This is a genomic window from Streptomyces sp. McG3, from assembly GCF_018619185.1.
GTDB lineage: Bacteria > Actinomycetota > Actinomycetes > Streptomycetales > Streptomycetaceae > Streptomyces.
Genome location: NZ_JAAXYC010000037.1, coordinates 21,965 through 41,524, shown reverse-complemented (window position 1 = coordinate 41,524; position 19,560 = coordinate 21,965). Strand labels below are relative to the sequence as shown.

The 19,560-nt window shown below is 69.1% G+C and carries 18 protein-coding genes; 9 read left to right on the top strand and 9 right to left on the bottom strand.

Annotated features, from left to right (window positions below):
- From murJ to trxA, 6 genes are all read left to right on the top strand, one after another.
- Positions 1 to 1,875: murein biosynthesis integral membrane protein MurJ (murJ, locus tag HET64_RS09295; protein ID WP_215103644.1), on the top strand; the 1,875-nt coding region annotated here is incomplete at its 5' end.
- Positions 1,876 to 2,004: 129 nt separating this feature from the next.
- A complete protein-coding gene (locus HET64_RS09290; RefSeq protein WP_215103642.1) occupies positions 2,005 to 3,735 on the top strand; it encodes a protein kinase family protein in 1,731 nt (576 codons plus the stop codon).
- A 209-nt stretch (positions 3,736 to 3,944) separates the two neighbouring features.
- Positions 3,945 to 4,661 (top strand): RNA polymerase sigma factor SigM, encoded by a 717-nt coding sequence (gene sigM, locus HET64_RS09285; RefSeq protein ID WP_215103640.1) that lies wholly within the window; start codon positions 3,945 to 3,947, stop codon positions 4,659 to 4,661.
- On the top strand, positions 4,658 to 5,626 hold the full coding sequence (locus HET64_RS09280) for a hypothetical protein (RefSeq protein ID WP_215103638.1): 969 nt from the start codon (positions 4,658 to 4,660) through the stop codon (positions 5,624 to 5,626). The genes sigM and HET64_RS09280 overlap by 4 nt, the downstream gene beginning before the upstream one ends.
- Positions 5,627 to 5,752: 126 nt before the next feature.
- Positions 5,753 to 6,724 carry a thioredoxin-disulfide reductase gene (trxB, locus tag HET64_RS09275; protein ID WP_215103637.1) on the top strand — a complete coding sequence of 324 codons (972 nt, stop codon included), beginning with the start codon at positions 5,753 to 5,755 and terminating at the stop codon, positions 6,722 to 6,724.
- Positions 6,725 to 6,770: 46 nt separating this feature from the next.
- Complete coding sequence (gene trxA, locus HET64_RS09270; protein ID WP_018957328.1) at positions 6,771 to 7,103, top strand: thioredoxin; 333 nt, start codon at positions 6,771 to 6,773, stop codon at positions 7,101 to 7,103.
- Positions 7,104 to 7,197: 94 nt separating this feature from the next.
- Here the strand turns inward: trxA and HET64_RS09265 are convergent, their stop codons facing one another.
- The 9 genes from HET64_RS09265 to rpmH all read right to left on the bottom strand — a co-directional run bounded on the left by HET64_RS09265 (position 7,198) and on the right by rpmH (position 14,124).
- Entirely contained in the window at positions 7,198 to 7,815 is a 618-nt protein-coding gene (locus tag HET64_RS09265; protein ID WP_215103635.1) for a GNAT family N-acetyltransferase, read from the bottom strand.
- 304 nt (positions 7,816 to 8,119) lie between these two features.
- A complete protein-coding gene (locus HET64_RS09260; RefSeq protein WP_215103633.1) occupies positions 8,120 to 9,214 on the bottom strand; it encodes a ParB/RepB/Spo0J family partition protein in 1,095 nt (364 codons plus the stop codon).
- The gene (locus tag HET64_RS09255; RefSeq protein ID WP_073799897.1) at positions 9,211 to 10,287 is read right to left on the bottom strand and encodes a ParA family protein; all 1,077 of its coding nucleotides are present in this window, start codon (positions 10,285 to 10,287) and stop codon (positions 9,211 to 9,213) included. Before HET64_RS09255 ends, HET64_RS09260 begins: the two co-directional genes overlap by 4 nt.
- A gap of 327 nt (positions 10,288 to 10,614) precedes the next feature.
- The gene (rsmG, locus tag HET64_RS09250; RefSeq protein WP_215103631.1) at positions 10,615 to 11,331 is read right to left on the bottom strand and encodes a 16S rRNA (guanine(527)-N(7))-methyltransferase RsmG; all 717 of its coding nucleotides are present in this window, start codon (positions 11,329 to 11,331) and stop codon (positions 10,615 to 10,617) included.
- Positions 11,332 to 11,440: 109 nt separating this feature from the next.
- Positions 11,441 to 11,956 (bottom strand): R3H domain-containing nucleic acid-binding protein, encoded by a 516-nt coding sequence (locus HET64_RS09245; protein ID WP_097865601.1) that lies wholly within the window; start codon positions 11,954 to 11,956, stop codon positions 11,441 to 11,443.
- Positions 11,957 to 11,970: 14 nt separating this feature from the next.
- Complete coding sequence (yidC, locus tag HET64_RS09240) at positions 11,971 to 13,236, bottom strand: membrane protein insertase YidC (protein ID WP_215103629.1); 1,266 nt, start codon at positions 13,234 to 13,236, stop codon at positions 11,971 to 11,973.
- Positions 13,237 to 13,239: 3 nt separating this feature from the next.
- Entirely contained in the window at positions 13,240 to 13,599 is a 360-nt protein-coding gene (gene yidD / locus HET64_RS09235) for a membrane protein insertion efficiency factor YidD (protein ID WP_006125986.1), read from the bottom strand.
- Positions 13,596 to 13,967: a ribonuclease P protein component gene (gene rnpA, locus HET64_RS09230; protein ID WP_215103627.1), complete on the bottom strand. Its 372-nt coding sequence runs from the start codon at positions 13,965 to 13,967 to the stop codon at positions 13,596 to 13,598. The genes yidD and rnpA overlap by 4 nt, the downstream gene beginning before the upstream one ends.
- Before the next feature lie 19 nt (positions 13,968 to 13,986).
- Entirely contained in the window at positions 13,987 to 14,124 is a 138-nt protein-coding gene (gene rpmH, locus HET64_RS09225) for a 50S ribosomal protein L34 (protein WP_003967884.1), read from the bottom strand.
- Positions 14,125 to 14,505: 381 nt separating this feature from the next.
- Here rpmH and dnaA point away from each other — a divergent pair, with 381 nt between their 5' ends.
- The 3 genes from dnaA (at position 14,506) to gnd (ending at position 19,530) form a co-directional block, all read left to right on the top strand.
- The gene (gene dnaA / locus HET64_RS09220) at positions 14,506 to 16,380 is read left to right on the top strand and encodes a chromosomal replication initiator protein DnaA (protein ID WP_215103619.1); all 1,875 of its coding nucleotides are present in this window, start codon (positions 14,506 to 14,508) and stop codon (positions 16,378 to 16,380) included.
- A 973-nt stretch (positions 16,381 to 17,353) separates the two neighbouring features.
- Entirely contained in the window at positions 17,354 to 18,484 is a 1,131-nt protein-coding gene (gene dnaN, locus HET64_RS09215) for a DNA polymerase III subunit beta (RefSeq protein ID WP_215103617.1), read from the top strand.
- Between the two features lie 161 nt (positions 18,485 to 18,645).
- A complete protein-coding gene (gnd, locus tag HET64_RS09210; RefSeq protein WP_215103615.1) occupies positions 18,646 to 19,530 on the top strand; it encodes a phosphogluconate dehydrogenase (NAD(+)-dependent, decarboxylating) in 885 nt (294 codons plus the stop codon).
- The last annotated feature ends 30 nt before the right edge of the window (positions 19,531 to 19,560 follow it).

Here is a 19,560-nt window from a genome sequence, read left to right as displayed (position 1 = left end):
CCGCGCATCTGGGCCCAGACCCCGCCCCCCGAGCCGGCGGGGCCCTCCCGGCACCTGCCGTACGGGGACCGCCCGGCGACCACGCAGTTCGTCGGCGTCGACGCGCTCGTCACCCAGGCGTCGGACGACCGGCAGGAGCCGGACGCCTTCGCCCACCTCTTCCGGGACCAGGAGGGATCGGGGAAGCCCCCGGTACCGCCCCAGCCCGAACCGGCTCCCGCACCCGTGCCCGCCAAGGGCGGCGGTGGCAAGGTCTCGGGACTCCTCAAGTCCAGCGCGGTCATGGCCGCCGGCACGCTCGTCTCCCGGCTCACCGGCTTCGTGCGGTCCCTGGTCATCACCGCCGCACTCGGCGCCGCGCTGCTCGGCGACAGCTTCACCATCGCCTACACGCTGCCGACGATGATCTACATCCTCACCGTCGGCGGTGGCCTCAACTCGGTCTTCGTCCCGCAGCTCGTCCGTGCCATGAAGGACGACGAGGACGGCGGTGAGGCGTTCGCCAACCGGCTCCTGACCCTGGTGATGGTCGCGCTCGGCCTGATCGTCGCCGCAGCGGTCCTCGTCGCCCCGGTGCTGATCAAGCTGATGTCCAGCACGATCGCCGATGACGTGGCCGCCAACAGCGTCGCCGTCACCTTCGCCCGCTACTGCCTGCCCACCATCTTCTTCATGGGCGTGCACGTGGTGATGGGTCAGATCCTCAACGCCCGTGGCAAGTTCGGCGCGATGATGTGGACCCCGGTCCTCAACAACATCGTCATGATCATCACGTTCGGGCTGTTCATCTGGGTCTATGGAACCTCCGCCGAATCGCAGATGGGCGTCGACACCATCCCGCCGGAAGGCGTCCGGCTGCTGGGCATCGGCACCCTGCTCGGCCTCGTCGTCCAGTCCCTGGCGATGATCCCGTACCTGCGCGAGACGGGCTTCCGCTTCCGTCCCCGGTTCGACTGGAAGGGCCACGGGCTCGGCAAGACGGTCAAGCTCGCCAAGTGGACCGTGCTGTTCGTCCTGGCCAACCAGGCGGGCGTCCTGGTCGTCACCCAGCTCGCCACCGCGGCCGGCACGGCCTCGGGCCACGACGGCACCGGGTTCCTGGCCTACTCCAACGCCCAGCTGATCTGGGGCATGCCGCAGGCCATCATCACCGTCTCGGTCATGGCCGCGCTGCTGCCCCGCATCTCCCGGGCCGCCCATGACAACGACCCGGGTGCGGTCCGCGACGACATCTCGCAGGGACTGCGCAACTCGGCCGTCGCCATCGTGCCGGTGGCCTTCGCCTTCCTCGCGCTCGGCCTGCCGATGGCCACTCTGCTCTACGCCTCCAGCGGCATCGAGGCCGCCCGCTCCATGGGCTTCATCCTCATGGCCTTCGCGCTCGGTCTGATCCCGTACTCCGTGCAGTACGTCGTCCTCCGCGGGTTCTACGCCTACGAGGACACCCGCACCCCCTTCTACAACACGGTCATCGTGGCCGCCGTCAACGCCGCCGCCTCCGCACTCTGTTACGTCGTCCTGCCCGCCCGCTGGGCCGTCGTCGGCATGGCCTTCTCCTACGGTCTGGCCTACGCGGTCGGCGTCGGTGTCGCCTGGCGCCGACTGCGCAACCGGCTGGGCGGCGACCTGGACGGCGCGCACATCGTGCGGACCTACGCGCGCCTCTGCATGGCCGCGGTGCCCGCCGCCCTGGTCGGCGGCGCCGTCGGATTCGGGATCCTGGAACTCGTCGGCACCGGCGCGCTCGGCTCACTGGCCGCGCTGATCTGCGGCGGCGTCATCCTCCTGGGCATCTTCTTCGTCGCGGCGAAGAAGATGCGCATCGAAGAGGTCAACGGGCTGGTCGGCATGGTCCGTGGACGGCTCGGACGCTGAATGAGCGCTCGCCCGCACAACCATCGCCGCACTCCGCGTGTCGTGCATAGCGCCGGAGTGTGGGCACAATTGGCGTGACTGTGCAGAGCTGGCTGGCATCGCGCAACGGATGGGGAGGCAGGAACGACGGTGGCGGAACGTAGCACGGCTGCCGTCGACGTGGCTGACAACGGCGGCGACGAGCCGCTGACCGCCAAGGCGGACAAGGCCACGACCGACGGGACGGCGCAAGCCGACGAAACCGAGGGCGCGAGCCCCAAGGACACCGAGAAGACGGACGGCGGACGGGAGCGTTCCGAGGCCGTTCCGGCCTCACCCGATCTGCACAGCGGTCACAAACTCGCCGGGCGCTACCGCCTGGAGGAGTGCGTCACCCGCCTGGACGGCTTCAGCAGCTGGCGTGCTGTCGACGAGAAACTCCGCCGGGCGGTGGGCGTGCACCTGCTGCCCGCGGACCACCCGCGGGCCCGCTCGGTGCTGGCCGCCGCCCGCTCCTCAGCTCTGCTCGGCGACCCCCGCTTCGTCCAGGTCCTGGACGCCGTCGAGGAGGACGACCTCGTCTACGTGGTCCACGAATGGCTGCCGGACGCCACCGAGCTCACCGCTCTGCTGGCCACCGGGCCGATGGAGGCCCACGACGCCTACCAGCTCGTCAGCCAGCTCTCCCAGGCGATGGCCGCCGCCCACCGCGAGGGCCTGTCCCATCTGCGGCTCACCCCCGGCGCGGTCCTGCGCAGCTCCACCGGGCAGTACCGCATCCGTGGCCTCGCCGTGAACGCCGCCCTGCGCGGCATCACCGCGGAGCGCCCCCTCCGGACGGACACCGAGGCCATCGGCGCCCTGCTGTACGCCGCACTGACCCACCGCTGGCCGTACGGGGACGACGCCCACGGTCTCGCCGGGCTGCCCAAGGGCCTGGGCCTCATCGCCCCGGACCAGGTCCGGGCCGGCGTCCATCGCGGCCTCTCCGAGCTCGCCATGCGGGCGCTCGCCAACGACGGTGCCACCGCCTCCCGGCAGGAACCGCCCTGCACCACCCCGGACGAGCTGGCCAAAGCCGTCGCAGCCATGCCGCGCATCCTTCCTCCGGAACCCACGTTCACCGCGCCACCGGCCTACCAGCGCACGACCTACCAGCAGGGCACGTACGGACGGCCGTCCTCCCACCCGTCCGCCGCCACCCAGCCCGTGATGCCCGTCCCTCCGGCCCCTCTGCAGAGCCGTGCGGGCCGCGCGCTCAAGTGGACCGTCTCGGCGCTCCTCATCGCCGCGCTGGGCCTCGGCAGCTGGCAGCTCGCGGAGGCGTTGCTCGACCGCACCAAGGGCTCCGAGGACACCGGCGTCACCGAGCCGAACGAGGACGACAAGAACAAGGACGACAAGCCCGCGCCGTCCGCCGAACCGCTGGACATCGCGGGTGCCACCGAGTTCATGCCCGACGGCTCCGGCATCAAGGAGCGGGAGGTGCAGAACACCATCGACGGCGATTCCGGAACCCACTGGGTCACCCCGCGGTACGAGGGGTTCGCCAACTTCGGGAACCTCCCCCAGCGCAAGCAGGGCAGCGGAATCATCGTCGACCTCGGCAAGGTGCGGGACGTCTCCGGCATCGACGTGTCCATGTACCGGAGCGGGCAGACGACGACGGTCCTCGCCGCCGCCCCGAACGCCTCGTCCCCCTCCACGACGGCCGACTTCGACCAGCCGATCGTCAAGCGGACGGTCGCGGGAAAGACGCTCAAGGAGAAGCTCGACGAGCCCGTCCGGACGCGTTACGTCCTGATCCACGTCACGGAACTCCCCTCGGACGGCACGGGTGGCTACCGGGGCGGCGTCACCGACATCTCCGTCCTCGGCTGACGCACGGGCCGGGCCGGGCCACCCGTACCGGCCCGTGATCACCGACACCACTCGCCCGTTACTGTGGGGCGGACCGCCCGCACCACCGAGCGCCTGCGGCGACAAGGGTTGCGGCCGTCACACCCGTGACGGCAGGCTTCTCCCCGTCGCACCGCTTCACCGGGTGCGGCCCGCATATGACATCGGATCCGGTTCGGAGGGGGAGCACGGTGGATTCCGTTCCACCAGAGGCACCGAGCGACTCGGACCTGCTCGCCCAGCATGTGGCGGGTGACCCCGACGCCTTCGGTGAGCTCGTACGCCGCCACCGCGACCGACTCTGGGCCGTGGCGCTGCGCACCCTGGGGGACAGGGAAGAGGCGGCCGACGCCGTCCAGGACGCCCTCGTCAACGCCTTCCGCGCCGCCCACACCTTCCGCGGCCAGTCCGCGGTCACCACCTGGCTGCACCGGATCACCGTGAACGCCTGCCTCGACCGGGTCCGCAAGGCCGCCTCCCGCAAGACATCCCCGGTGGACGACGCCGAACGGCTCGATCAGCTCCTGGAACCCCACGAATCGGCCGAGGCGCCAGCGGTCCGGCAGGACCTCCACCGTCAGCTCCAGGAAGCCCTGGCCACACTGCCCGCCGAACAGCGGGCGGCCCTCGTCCTCGTCGACATGCAGGGCTACCCCGTCGCGGAGGCAGCCAGCATCCTTGAGGTGGCGACCGGCACAGTGAAAAGCCGATGCGCCCGGGGCCGGGCGAGACTGGCCCCCCTGGTCCGTCATCTGCGCGCGGGAACCGGGGGGCAGACCCCCGACGGGGAGAGCGGCGCGACCGGAAGGAACCGGACGCCCGGAGCATCCGTCCCACCTGCGTCAGGCCCCAGAGACGCAGGAGCAAGCGATCCTGCCGCTACGAAGGGAGCAGGTGGGCGCCCGTGACATCCACGGCCGACACGGCTCAGCACCCGGAGGTCTCCGAGATCTCCGATCTCACCGAGGGACTGCTCTCCCCTTCCCGGGCGACGGACGTCCGGCAGCACGTCGCGGGATGCGACCTCTGCTCGGAGGTACAGGAATCCCTGGAAGAGATCCGGGGGCTCCTCGGAGCCATGCCCGCCCCGGAGCCGATGCCCGAGGACATCGCCGCCCGTATCGACGCGGCTCTCGCGGCGGAGGGCCGCCCCACCGCTCCCGCCGTGGACGAGCCGGTCGTTGTTTCACGTGAAACAACGACCGGCGAAGACTCGACGACCGACCGTGCGACGCACGAACCCGCTCCCAGGAGCGTCGGCGCCTCCGTTCCGGACCGCCCTGCGGGCCGGTCCTCCGCCGCCACCGGACCGGGCCGTCGTCCCTCCCGCCGGCGGCGGCGCGCTGTGGTCCTCGGCACCGCGTTCGGCGCGGCGGTCATCGGGATGAGCGTCTTCTTCCTCCAGTCCATCGCCCCGTCCGGCGACTCCTCCAAGACCGCGGCAGACAGCGGGGTCAGCGCCGGGGAGAGCCGCGCGCACGCCTACGCCGACGGCACACTGGAATCGCAGGTCCAGGACCTCCTCGGCAGTGGGGCATCCCCGGAGAGCCCCGGCGCCAAGAAGGTGCCGCCGGGCGCGGACACCAAGTCGACGAGTGAGGCCCTCACCCCCGAGGCCGAGACGTCCAGGAGCCCCTTGAAGGCCCCTGCTGTCGACGTTCCCCCCTGTGTCCAGCAGGCCACCGGCCGCACCACGCCGGCCCTCGCCCTGGACAAGGGGACGTACCAGGGAACGGACGCCTATCTCGTCGTCCTTCCGCACCCGAGCGACCCCTCACGCGTGCGGGCCTATCTCGTCGCCTCCTCCTGCGTGGACACCGCCCCGGAGTCCACGGGGCAGCTGCTGCTCACCCGCGCCTACGACCGCCCCTGAGAACCGTCCGCGACCGCCGCGGCACGTTCGGGAATGCATCAGCCGTAGGATCCGTTGGGTGGGGTGTGAGTCGTTGAACCGACCCCGTAGGCAGTTAGGCAGTCTGCAGAAACGAGGAAGAAACCCGTGAGCGACGTCCGTAATGTGATCATCATCGGCTCCGGACCGGCCGGGTACACCGCCGCGCTGTACACCGCCCGCGCCTCGCTGAACCCGTTGGTCTTCGAGGGCGCCGTCACGGCCGGCGGTGCGCTGATGAACACCACCGACGTGGAGAACTTCCCCGGCTTCCAGGACGGCATCATGGGCCCCGAGCTCATGGACAACATGCGCGCCCAGGCCGAGCGCTTCGGCGCCGAGCTGATCCCCGACGACGTGGTCGCGGTCGACCTCACCGGTGACGTCAAGACGGTCACCGACACCGCGGGCACCGTCCACCGCGCCAAGGCCGTCATCGTCACGACCGGCTCCCAGCACCGCAAGCTCGGACTGCCCAACGAGGACGCCCTCTCCGGACGCGGTGTCTCCTGGTGCGCCACCTGCGACGGCTTCTTCTTCAAGGACCACGACATCGCCGTGGTCGGCGGCGGCGACACCGCGATGGAGGAGGCGACGTTCCTCTCCCGCTTCGCCAAGTCCGTCACGATCGTCCACCGCCGTGACACCCTGCGCGCCTCCAAGGCCATGCAGGACCGGGCCTTCGCCGACCCGAAGATCAAGTTCGCGTGGGACAGCGAGGTCGCCGAGGTCAAGGGAGACCAGAAGCTCTCCGGTCTGACCCTGCGCAACACCAAGACCGGCGAGACGTCCGAGCTCCCCGTGACCGGACTGTTCATCGCCGTAGGCCACGACCCGCGCACCGAGCTCTTCAAGGGTCAGCTGGAGCTCGACGACGAGGGCTACCTGAAGGTCGAGGCGCCCTCCACCCGTACCAACCTCACCGGCGTCTTCGGCGCCGGAGACGTGGTCGACCACACCTACCGTCAGGCCATCACGGCAGCGGGCACCGGCTGCTCCGCCGCCCTGGACGCCGAGCGCTTCCTCGCGGCCCTGGCCGACGCGGAGCCCGCCGAGCCGGAGAAGACCCCGGCCGTCTGAACGTCCGCACCGCATCCCACCACCCCGAGAGACTAAGGAGGCCGCCGTGGCCGGCGACCTGAAGCACGTTACGGATGACACCTTCGACGAGGTCGTCCTCAAGAGCGACAAGCCCGTTCTGGTGGACTTCTGGGCCGCCTGGTGCGGCCCGTGCCGCCAGATCGCCCCCTCGCTGGAGGCGATCGCAGCGGAGCACGGCGACCAGATCGAGATCGTCAAGCTCAACATCGACGAGAACCCGGCCACCGCCGCCAAGTACGGCGTGATGTCCATCCCGACCCTGAACGTGTACCAGGGCGGCGAGGTCGCCAAGACCATCGTCGGCGCCAAGCCGAAGGCCGCGATCCTCCGCGACCTCGAAGGCTTCATCAGCGCGTAATCGCGCATCAGCGCGCGATGTTTCACGTGAAACGGGCCCACCCCCTGAAGGGGTGGGCCCGTTTCGCATGGCGGCAGATAGCAGCGTTCCTGCCTCACAACGGCCGCAGCACCGGTTCCTTCTGAACCGCCCCCAGAAGCCGGTCGAGCGCCATCTCCACGTCTTCCTTCCAGGAGAGCGTCGTCCGCAGATCCAGCCTCAGCCGTGGGTACACGGGATGCGGGCGCACGGTCTTGAAGCCGACGGCCAGCAGATGATCCGCGGGAAGCACGCAGGTGGCTTGCTCGGACCGCGCGTCACCGAACGCCTCGATCGCCTTGAAACCCCTGCGCAGAACGTCCTTCGCCACCGTCTGCACCATGACACGGCCCAGCCCCTGACCCTGGTACTCGGGAATGATCAGCCCAGTGATGAGCTGGACGGCATCGGGGGAGACCGGGCTGGTCGGGAAAGCCGTCGAGCGGGGGACGTACGCGGGCGGGGCATAGAGCACGAAGCCCGCCGGCACGTCGTCCACATAGACCACCCGGCCGCAGGACCCCCACTCCAGGAGGACCGCGGAGATCCAGGCTTCCTTCTCCAGCTCCGGCTTGCCCGCCTTTACCGCGGCTTCCCCACTGACCGGGTCAAGCTCCCAGAAGACGCACGAGCGGCAACGCTCGGGGAGATCCGGAAGGTTGTCCAGGGTGAGTGGTACGAGCCGACGCCCCATGACAGCGATCCCTCCCTTCCTTCGCCCGCCGCACCACGTGCGGCTGCCAGTGTGCTCCGTTCATGGAACAGACTGCCGACGAATCCCCCGACGGCGCCCAGGCCCAGCCCGACCGTGACGAGCCGACTGCGGCTCACTCTTCGCAAGGCCTCCGCCCTCCTCTGAGGTCGATCACCGTGGATGCGCCGTCCCAGAACGCATCGTATCCACCCAGAGGTGATGCGGATACCGAGAGAGCGCAAAGGGCGGGCCGTGTTCCGGTATGCACCCGGCTCACGGCCCGCCCTTCCTCGGGTCCCGCCGCTCAGCCCTCGTCGTCCTCCTCGGACGACTCGTCGAGCCGACGCTCCAGCACTCGCCCCTCGCCCGGGGCGAGACTGCCGAGGATCCGGTCCAGGTCCTCCATCGAGGCGAACTCGACGACGATCTTGCCCTTCTTCTGCCCGAGGTCGACCTTCACCCGGGTCTCGAAGCGATCGGACAGTCGGGTCGCCAGGTCGGTCAGAGCGGGGGACAGACGGCCACCGGCCCTCGGACCCTTGGGCTTCGCAGCGCTCGTGGGGCGCGAGCCCATGAGCGTCACGATCTCCTCGACCGCGCGCACCGAAAGCCCCTCGGCCACGATGCGGTGGGCCAGCCGGTCCTGCTCCTCGGAATCGTCCACGGACAGCAGCGCGCGGGCATGGCCGGCCGAGAGGACGCCTGCGGCGACCCGGCGCTGCACCGGCGGCGAAAGCCGCAGCAGCCGCAGTGTGTTCGTCACCTGCGGACGCGAACGGCCGATCCGGTCGGCCAGCTGGTCATGGGTGCACTTGAAGTCCTTGAGGAGCTGGTCGTACGCAGCGGCCTCCTCCAGCGGGTTCAGCTGAGCCCGGTGGAGGTTCTCCAGAAGCGCGTCCAGCAGCAGCTTCTCGTCGTCCGTGGCACGGACGATGGTGGGAATCCGCTCCAGGCCCGCTTCACGGCAGGCCCTCCACCGACGCTCACCCATGATGAGCTCGTAGCTGTCCGGGCCCACCTTCCGGACGACGACCGGCTGAAGAAGGCCGACTTCCTTGATGGAGACGACCAGCTCGGCCAGCGCGTCCTCGTCGAAGACCTCACGAGGCTGGCGAGGGTTCGGGGTGATCGTCCCGATCGGCAGCTCGGCGAAGTACGCGCCGGACGTCCCGGCTTCCTGCTCGGACCGGCCCTCCGGAGTGGACGCGGGCTCCGGCACCACCGGGACGGAAGGCAGCGCGGTCACCTTCGCAGCGGCCACCCCGCGCTCGGCCGTCAGAACCGGACCCGCGCCGGACGACGCCGCACCGCCTCCGGGCGCCGACACCTGCTTCTCCTGGGGAGCGGCGGGGATCAGCGCACCGAGCCCACGCCCCAGTCCTCTACGACGCTCACTCACTGAATGCCCTCCGAAACGTTCTGCTGGCTGTTCTGACTGCTCGTGTGGGCGTGCTGAGCCTCGTAGTGCACCCCGGCGCCCCGTAGGGCGATCTCCCGGGCGGCTTCGAGATACGAGAGCGAACCGCTGGACCCCGGGTCATAGGTCAGCACGGTCTGCCCGTAGCTCGGTGCCTCCGAGATGCGCACCGACCGCGGGATGCTCGTCCGCAGCACTTCCTTGCCGAAGTGGGTACGAACCTCCTCGGCGACCTGCGAGGCGAGCCTCGTCCGGCCGTCGTACATCGTCAACAGGATCGTCGAGACGTGCAGGTCCGGATTGAGATGGCCCCGCACCAGGTCGACGTTCCGCAGGAGCTGGCCCAGGCCTTCCAGCGCGTAGTACTCGCACTGGATGGGGATCAGCACCTCGGCCCCGGCCACCAGCGCGTTCACCGTCAACAGACCCAGCGAGGGCGGGCAGTCGATGAGGATGTAGTCCAACGGCTGCTCATACGCCTGGATGGCCCGCTGGAGCCGGCTCTCCCGTGCGACCAGCGAGACCAGCTCGATCTCCGCACCGGCGAGATCGATGGTGGCGGGGGCACAGAAGAGACCTTCGACGTCCGGTACGGGCTGGACCACCTCGGAGAGCGGGCGGCTCTCCACCAGGACGTCGTAGATCGAGGGAACATCGGCGTGGTGATCGATGCCCAGGGCCGTGGAGGCGTTGCCCTGCGGGTCGAGGTCGACCACCAGAACGCGTGCACCGTGCAGGGCCAGGGAGGCGGCAAGGTTGACCGTCGTGGTCGTCTTCCCGACCCCGCCCTTCTGGTTGGCCACCACCATGACGCGGGTGCGGTCAGGACGGGGCAGCCCTTCGCCGGCGCGGCCGAGGGCCTCGACCGCCAGCTGAGCGGCTCGGCCGATGGGTGTGTCGTCCATCGGCGGCGGTGTTTCACGTGAAACACCCTCACCCACGGACTCGGTTCGGGGACCGGGGACCGGGTCGGTCATCGGTCCCGCGATGTTGGCGTCGGACCGCAAGGATTCACTCTCCTCGACTTCAGGCTCGCAATGAACAGAGCCTGCCATGCTTTCGGGGTCGTGAACCAGCGAGGCCCGCTGTTCTGTGGATGAATCCGTGCGTGTGGACAACTCGGCAACCCGTCCGGGCTTGCGGTCGCGCGGCGTGGCAGCCGCACGACCGCGGCCGATGATTCCCTGCAGCAGAGAGCGACGTTTCACGTGAAACACGATGCCCCCGCGAAGCAACTACCAGGCCACGACACTCCGCACGGGGTACGTATCGCTACTTTCCGGCAGAACCGCCGCTAAGCGACGCGAGAGCATACAGAAACCTCATACCGCCCGGCCGGACAGAGCTCCCGACCGGACGACGCCACCGTCCCGAGCTGCCCCTCAGCGACGCCTGCGCGTCCGCTCCGTCCGAGCGGCCTTGGCCCTCTTTGCGGCGAACCTCACACCGCCCGGGCTCTCTCCCACCACGACACGGACCACGGTGGAGAGCGGATCGACCAAACCCTCACCGACCTGGATCACCTCCGTCTCCAGGACACCGAGCTTGCTGAGCGCGGCCCTGGCGCCGTTGAGCTCCTCCTCGGCGGTGTCGCCCTTGAGCGCGAGCATCTCCCCGTAAGGCTTCAGCAGGGGCACGCCCCAGCCCGCCAGCCGGTCCAGCGGCGCCACCGCACGGGCGGTCACCACATGAACGGGCTGAAGCGTCCCGAGGACCTCCTCGGCCCGGCCGCGCACGACCGTCACATGGTCCAGGCCGAGCAGTTCGACGACTTCCTGGAGGAAGTTCGTCCGCCGCAGCAGCGGCTCCAGCAAGGTGATCTTGAGATCGGGGCGCACCAGAGCCAGCGGGATACCCGGCAGCCCCGCGCCGGAGCCCACATCGCAGACGGTGACGCCTTTGGGCACGACCTCGGAGAGCACCGCACAGTTCAGCAGGTGCCGCTCCCACAGCCGGGGGACCTCACGCGGCCCGATCAGGCCTCGCTTGACCCCGGCATCCGCAAGAAGCTCCGCGTACCGGACAGCCTCCGGGAAGAGCTCTCCGAACACCGCCTGCGCCTCCGCAGGTGCCTGGGGGAGCTCTGCTGCCTCCGTCACGGGGACCGTCCTTCCATACCGCACTAGCGCACTGTGGGTGGCTGACTATCAGGCTGACAAAGATCGGCCCCGCCTGCGAACAGACGGGGCCGACAGTACAAGGATCCGGTCAGGCCGGGAGAACGACGACGAAGCGCTGCGGCTCCTCGCCCTCCGACTCGCTCCGGAGACCGGCCGCGGCGATCGCGTCGTGCACGACCTTGCGCTCGAACGGCGTCATCGGGTCCAGCTTCACCGGCTCGCCCGAGCTCTTGACCTCGTCCGCGGCCTTGGCACCCAGCGCCGCGAGGATCTCGCGCTTCTTGGCACGGAAGCCACCGATGTCCAGCATCAGACGGCTGCGGTCACCCGTCTCCCGGTGGACGGCCAGCCGCGTCAGCTCCTGGAGCGCCTCCAGGACCTCACCGTCGCGGCCCACGAGCTTCTGGAGGTCGCGCGCCGATTCGCTGATGATCGACACCGCGGCCCGGTCCGCCTCGACGTCCATGTCGATATCACCGTCGAGGTCGGCGATGTCGAGCAGTCCCTCAAGATAGTCGGCCGCGATCTCGCCCTCCTGCTCCAAGCGGGTCAGGGTGTCGCTGCCGGCCTCAGCGGCGGCCGTGGAGGTGGTGCCTTCCGTCACGGATGGACTCCTTCTTACTTCTTGGACGGGTGCTTGGGCCGCTGCGGGCCCTTGCGCTGTCCGGATTTGGCTTGGCGTGAGGAGCCGGAGGCGGGCTTGCCCGCCGACTTCGGCTTGTCGTCCTGCGGTGCGTCCTGCTTCTCGAGCGAGGTCTTGGGGCCGGCGTCCGCGGGTTCCGCGTCCTTGGCTCCACCGGCCGTGGCACCGGTCGTCTGGCGCTTCGCCTTGGTCTGGCGCTTGGGCTGCTGGCGCTTGTGCGCCTGGCTGCCCTCGACGTCGGCGGCGGCGGTCTCGCTCTTCTGCACCGTGCCGTCGTCCTGGGCCGCGAGACCCAGCTTGCCGAGGCCGGTGATGAACTTGCGCTCGATGTCGTTGCGGTCGGGGCCCTTGGCGACGATGGCCTTGACGGTGTTGCGCCGGGTCCGGCCGCGCACCTGCTCGTGGGCGGTCACGCTCTTGAGGACCCGCTGGAGGTAGGCGTCCTGCGCCTTGCTGCCCGGCGTCGGGTTCTGGTTGATCACGTACATCTGCTGACCCATGGTCCAGACGTTCGTGGTCAGCCAGTAGACGAGGACACCGACGGGGAAGTTGATGCCCATCACGGCGAAGATGACCGGGAAGATGTACATCAGCATCTTCTGCTGCTGCATGTACGGGGTCTTCACCGTCAGGTCGACGTTCTTCGTCATCAACTGGCGCTGCGTGAAGAACTGCGACGCCGACATCAGCACGATCATGATCGCGGTGACGATCCGGACGTCCATCAGAGAAGCGTCGAGCGAGGTGACCTTCTCGACGCTGTCCGTGAACTTCGCGGCCAGCGGGGCGCCGAAGATGTGCGCCTGACGCGCGCTGTCCAGCAGGTCCTGGTTGATCGCCCCGATCTTCTTGCCCGAGGCGATGGACGACAGCACGTGATAGAGGGCGAAGAAGAACGGGGACTGCGCCAGGATGGGAAGGCACGAGGAGAGCGGGTTGGTGCCCGTCTCCTTGTACAGCTTCATCATCTCTTCGGACTGACGCTGCTTGTCGTTCTTGTAGCGCTCCTGGATCGCCTTCATCTTCGGCTGGAGCACCTGCATGTTGCGGGTCGACTTGATCTGCTTCACGAAGAGCGGGATCAGGCAGATCCGGATCAGCACCACCAGCGACACGATCGACAGACCCCAGGCCCAGCCGGAGTCGTCGCCGAAGAGCGCCCCGTAGACCTTGTGGAACTGAACGATGACCCATGAGACGGGTGTGGTGATAAAGCTGAACAGACTGGCAATCGTGTCCACTAATCAGGCTCCTTGAGCATTGGGCGAGGTCTCTGCGGCCGGGCTCGGAGGTTCGGAGACCGACCCCCCGGACGGCACATCAGCGGCGGACTCCCCGCCCTTTTCGCCGCGCAGGGCATTGCGCAGCAGCTCGTGCCACCGCGGACGCTTGCGTGGCGGGACATGGTCCACACCGCCGGGTGACCACGGATTGCACCGCAGGATGCGCCAGGCTGTCAGCGCTGTTCCCTTGATGGCACCGTGCCTGTCGATCGACGTATATCCATAGTGGGAACACGACGGGTAATAACGGCAGACAGGCCCGAGGAGTGGACTGATCGTCCACTGGTACAGCTTGATGAGAGCAAGCAGCGGGTACTTCATCGCGCGCCCCCTCCCAGCAGCCGCTGCAGGGCGGCGTCCAGGTCTCGGGCCAGCTGTGCATGATCGGCGTCGCCCGCACCGGGCAGCGCCCGTACGACAACAAGGCTACCGGGGGGCAGCTGAGCCAGCCGGTCGCGGACCAGGTGGCGAAGCTTCCGCTTCACCGAGGTACGGACGACCGCGCCCCCCACGGCCTTGCTGACAACGAAACCCGCACGCGGCGGGGGAACAGTCTCCCCCGTCACGTGCGGGTCCGTATCACCGCTGCGTAGATGGACGACGAGCAGTGGACGTCCGGCTCGACGTCCTCGTCGTACCGCGGTCGCGAAGTCCTCGCGCCGCCTCAGCCGATTCTCGGTAGGCAGCACGTCATGGACCTGTTGGCGATCAGGCGGACAGGCTGCTGCGGCCCTTGCCACGGCGGTTCGCGAGAATCGCACGGCCGGCACGGGTACGCATGCGCAGCCGGAAGCCATGGGTCTTGGCGCGACGACGGTTGTTCGGCTGGAAGGTGCGCTTGCTCACTCGGGGGCTCCAGAAATGATTCGTGTGTTGGCGGGACATCGCCTGGCTGTCACCGTGCGCCCACGAGGAACTCGCGTAAACGCCTTAGTGCACCGCTTCACAATCACAGATCGTGATCTTTGCCCATCGGAGGCAGGCGGCAGCAGCCATCGACAACTCGACCTGGTCACGGTACGCGCGGCTACGCCATCCGGTCAAACCGGCTTCGCGGGACCCCCCATTGTGCACAGCCTGTGGACAACAACTTGAACCGCGCGGCTCCGCCTGACTACCGTGGCTGAACTCCGGTTCTTTTCCTTCCCGACTGCCGGGCCTCACCCGACCCGACCCATCCCGTCCCGAGAACCACACATTCGTGGGACATGCGAGAGAGCGTGCCTTGTGGCTGACGTACCTGCCGATCTTGCCGCAGTGTGGCCGCGAGTGCTGGAACAACTCCTCGGGGAGGGTCAGCAGGGCATCGAGCCGAAGGACAAGCAGTGGATCGAGCGCTGCCAGCCCCTGGCACTCGTCGCCGACACCGCACTGCTGGCCGTCCCCAATGAATGGGGCAAGCGCGTCCTGGAGGGCCGGCTCGCGCCGCTCATCAGCGAGACGCTGACCCGCGAGTGCGGCCGCCCCATCCGGATCGCGATCACCGTCGACGACTCCGCGGGCGAACCGCCCTCCCCGCCGGCGCCCCCGATGCACCAGTCGCACCTGAGCCAGCAGGGCCACCGTTACCCGGCGCAGCCGCGCGACGACGGTCCGCGGGGCGACGCGTACGACGGATACGGCCACCGTCCCTCCGACGACGGCATGCCGACGGCCCGGCCGGCCTACCCCGACTACCAGCAGCAGCGCCCGGAGCCCGGCGCCTGGCCGCGTACCCAGGAGGACCTCTCCTGGCAGCAGCCGCGGCACGGCGGGTACCAGGACCGCGAGCAGCCCTCCGGCGAGCCGTACCGCGAGAGCGAGTCGTACCGGGAGCGCGAGAACGAGCAGTACCGGGAGCAGCACCCGGAGCAGTGGCGCGAGCCGTACGGCACCGGGCGCCCCCAGCAGCAGCACGACTACCGGTCGCAGCCCCCCGAGCACCAGGGGTACGAGCAGCAGCGCCCCGACCGGCAGGACCAGCAGCAGCCGGGCCCCCGCCAGGGCGGTCACGGGCCCGGGCGGACCGGCGGTTCGGTCCCCGGGCCGATGGGCGCCCAGCCGGCCCCCGCGCCGGGCCCCGGCGAACCGCACGCCCGGCTGAACCCGAAGTACCTCTTCGACACCTTCGTCATCGGGGCGTCCAACCGGTTCGCGCACGCCGCGGCCGTCGCCGTCGCCGAGGCTCCGGCGAAGGCGTACAACCCCCTCTTCATCTACGGGGAGTCGGGGCTCGGCAAGACCCACCTGCTGCACGCCATCGGGCACTACGCGCGGAGCCTCTACCCGGGGACCCGGGTGCGGTACGTGAGCTCGGAGGAGTTCACCAACGAGTTCATCAACTCGATCCGCGACGGCAAGGGCGACACCTTCCGCAAGCGGTACCGCGACGTGGACATCCTGCTGGTCGACGACATCCAGTTCCTGGCGAGCAAGGAGTCGACACAGGAGGAGTTCTTCCACACCTTCAATACGCTGCACAACGCGAACAAGCAGATCGTGCTCTCCTCGGACCGGCCGCCCAAGCAGCTGGTGACACTGGAGGACCGGCTGCGCAACCGCTTCGAGTGGGGTCTGACGACCGACGTCCAGCCGCCCGAGCTGGAGACCCGGATCGCGATCCTCCGGAAGAAGGCGGTGCAGGAGCAGCTCAACGCCCCGCCGGAGGTCCTGGAGTTCATCGCCTCGCGGATCTCGCGCAACATCCGTGAGCTGGAGGGCGCGCTGATCCGGGTGACCGCCTTCGCCTCCCTGAACCGGCAGCCGGTGGACCTCGGGCTGACCGAGATCGTCCTGAAGGATCTGATCCCGGGCGGCGAGGAATCGGCGCCGGAGATCACCGCGCCGGCCATCATGGCGGCGACCGCGGACTACTTCGGCCTGACCGTGGACGACCTCTGCGGATCCTCGCGCAGCCGGGTCCTGGTGACGGCGCGCCAGATCGCCATGTATCTGTGCCGCGAGCTGACCGACCTCTCGCTGCCGAAGATCGGTGCGCAGTTCGGCGGCCGCGACCATACGACGGTGATGCACGCGGACCGGAAGATCCGGGCGCTGATGGCGGAGCGCCGTTCCATCTACAACCAGGTCACCGAGCTGACCAACCGCATCAAGAACGGCTGACGCCGGATCGCCGGGCTTCCCCCGGAGCGTTCCTCATGGGCGCCTGTCACGGACCTCCACGGTCCGCGGCAGGCGCCTTTTCGCGCTCTCAGGGCCCTGCGGCGGGCCCTCCGAAGCCTCCGTCGGGCTGTTCGCGGCCCGCGCCGATCACCCCGTCGGCCTGTTCGAAGCCCGCGTCGAGCACCCTGTCGGCCCCGCGCTGTTCGAATACGGCCTGCTCAGGGGCCCTTCTCCACAGATAGGGGAGAAATCTTCCGTCCACAGCCTGGGGACTGGGAAGTTGTCCATATTGCGTCCACAGGGTGTGCTGCCGATACTCCATCAGGCCAGGTCACGTGGCTGGGGATTTGTGGTCAACCGTGATCCACAGCCTGTGGACAGTTTTTTCGTCCACAGGAGGTGATCGTTGTTGTCCACCGGCGGCCCACAGGTTGCGCCGTGTTGTCCCCAGCTTCTGCCTGCTTCTCCACACCTCTGTCCACTGTTCGGCAACGCAACACACGCTCTCACCGCCCGGAGTGAAAGGCGTCACACCAAGGTGGTCGGTTGGGCTGTGGGGAACGTGGGTAAAGCTGGGGACAGGCCTGGGGAGAAGTGGCCCCCTCCTGTGCATCGGGTGTGCAGAACTTTCGCCCGTCCACAGAAAGCCCTGGTTTTCCACGGGCGCCACCCACAGGACCGGTGGACAAAAAACAGTCGCTGACCTGCGCAAACGACGTTATCCACGGTATCCACAAGGCCTACTACTACTACCACCCAGAGTTAGCCAGGAATCAGCTTCGAAGTGGGGCCTGTGTACAACTCGACCCTCGACCGCCGCGAAGCTCTTGGCCCGACTTGACCCCGAGCAGCAACGACTGTCGGTGCCGTACGTCAGACTGGACCCCGGAGCCTCCCCAGCCCTCGGCAGGGAGCTCCGGTCCAGACGACGAAGGCCAGCAGGGCGAGCGAGCAACAGCAGGAGGCGGTTCCGGTGAAGATCCGGGTGGAGCGCGATGTACTCGCGGAGGCGGTGGCCTGGGTGGCCCGCAGCCTCCCGGCCCGTCCGCCGGCGCCCGTTCTCGCGGGCCTTCTGCTGAAGGCCGAGGACGGAGCTCTCAGCTTCTCCAGCTTCGACTACGAGGTCTCCGCGAGGGTCTCCGTGGACGCGGAGATCGACGAGGACGGCACGGTGCTCGTCTCCGGCCGGCTGCTCGCCGACATCTGCCGCGCCCTGCCCAACCGCCCGGTGGAGATCTCCACCGACGGTGTGCGGGCCACGGTCGTCTGCGGCTCCTCCCGCTTCACCCTGCACACACTGCCTGTGGAGGAGTACCCCGCGCTGCCGCAGATGCCGACCGCCACGGGCACCGTCCCCGGTGAGGTCTTCGCCTCGGCCGCCGCCCAGGTCGCCATCGCCGCCGGGCGCGACGACACGCTGCCGGTGCTCACCGGTGTGCGGATCGAGATCGAGGGCGACACCGTCACCCTCGCCTCCACCGACCGCTACCGCTTCGCGGTCCGCGAGTTCCTGTGGAAGCCCGAGGACGCCGACGCCTCGGCGGTCGCCCTGGTGCCCGCCAAGACCCTCCTGGACACCGCCAAGGCGCTCACGAGCGGCGACACGGTCACCCTGGCGCTCTCCGGCTCCGGCGCGGGCGAGGGCCTGATCGGCTTCGAGGGCGCCGGACGCCGGACGACCACGCGCCTCCTCGAAGGCGACCTGCCGAAGTACCGCACGCTCTTCCCGACCGAGTTCAACTCCGTCGCCGTGATCGAGACGGCCCCGTTCGTCGAGGCCGTCAAGCGTGTGGCCCTGGTCGCCGAGCGCAACACCCCCGTACGGCTCAGCTTCGAGCAGGGTGTCCTCATCCTGGAAGCCGGCTCCAGCGACGACGCACAGGCTGTGGAGCGCGTCGACGCGGTGCTGGAGGGCGACGACATCTCGATCGCCTTCAACCCGACGTTCCTGCTGGACGGTCTGAGCGCGATCGACTCCCCGGTCGCGCAGCTCTCGTTCACCACGTCCACCAAGCCCGCCCTGCTCAGCGGCCGTCCGGCCGTCGACGCCGAGGCGGACGACGCGTACAAGTACCTGATCATGCCGGTGCGCCTTTCCGGCTGATCCCGGCATCCCCCGGCCGATCGGGGGACGTATCCGCGGCAGTTTCCGGCGGGCCCGCTCGGCGCGGAGCGGGCCCGCCGCGCTGTCCCCGGCCGGGCGTAGGCTCGGTCCTGGGCGCAAACGCCCCGACGCTTATCGCCACGACGCTTAAGGAATCTCTGATGGAGCTCGGTCTCGTCGGCCTCGGCAAGATGGGCGGCAACATGCGCGAGCGCATCCGCCGCGCAGGCCACACCGTCATCGGTTACGACCGCAACCCGGATGTCGCCGATGTCCACAGTCTCGAAGAGCTTGTGGGCAAGCTGAAGGGCCCGCGGGTCATCTGGGTCATGGTCCCGGCCGGTGCCGCGACCCAGTCCACGATCGACGAGCTCGCCGACCTGCTCTCGCCCGGCGACGTCGTCGTCGACGGTGGGAACTCGCGGTGGACCGACGACGAGAAGCACGCGGTCGAGCTGGGCATCAAGGACATCGGCTTCGTCGACTGCGGAGTCTCCGGCGGCGTCTGGGGCCTGGAGAACGGCTACGCCCTGATGTACGGCGGCACCGAGGAGAACGTGGCGAAGGTCCAGCCGGTCTTCGACGCGCTGAAGCCCGAGGGCGACTTCGGCTCCGTGCACGCGGGCAAGGTCGGCGCCGGCCACTTCGCGAAGATGGTCCACAACGGCATCGAGTACGCCATGATGCAGGCCTACGCCGAGGGCTGGGAGCTGCTGGAGAAGGTCGACTCCGTCACCGACGTGCGCGAGGTCTTCCGCTCCTGGCAGGAGGGCACGGTCATCCGTTCCTGGCTGCTCGACCTCGCGGTCAACGCGCTCGACGACGACGAGCACCTGGACAAGCTCCGGGGCTTCGCCGCCGACTCGGGCGAGGGCCGCTGGACGGTGGAGGCCGCGATCGACAACGCGGTGCCGCTGCCCGCGATCACGGCGTCGCTGTTCGCGCGGTTCGCCTCGCGCCAGGACGACTCGCCGCAGATGAAGATGATCGCCGCGCTGCGCAACCAGTTCGGCGGGCACGCGGTCGAGTCCAAGAACGAGAACTGATCGCGCCGCCGGCCACGCGCCGGCGCCGCG

Coding starts and splice junctions, on each gene's coding strand:
- HET64_RS09265 (WP_215103635.1), bottom strand. CDS start 7,815: ATGGGGCGTCGGCTCGTACCACTCACCCTGGACAACCTTCCGGATCTC.
- gnd (WP_215103615.1), top strand. CDS start 18,646: ATGGAGCTCGGTCTCGTCGGCCTCGGCAAGATGGGCGGCAACATGCGC.
- yidD (WP_006125986.1), bottom strand. CDS start 13,599: ATGAAGTACCCGCTGCTTGCTCTCATCAAGCTGTACCAGTGGACGATC.
- HET64_RS09255 (WP_073799897.1), bottom strand. CDS start 10,287: ATGGCAGGCTCTGTTCATTGCGAGCCTGAAGTCGAGGAGAGTGAATCC.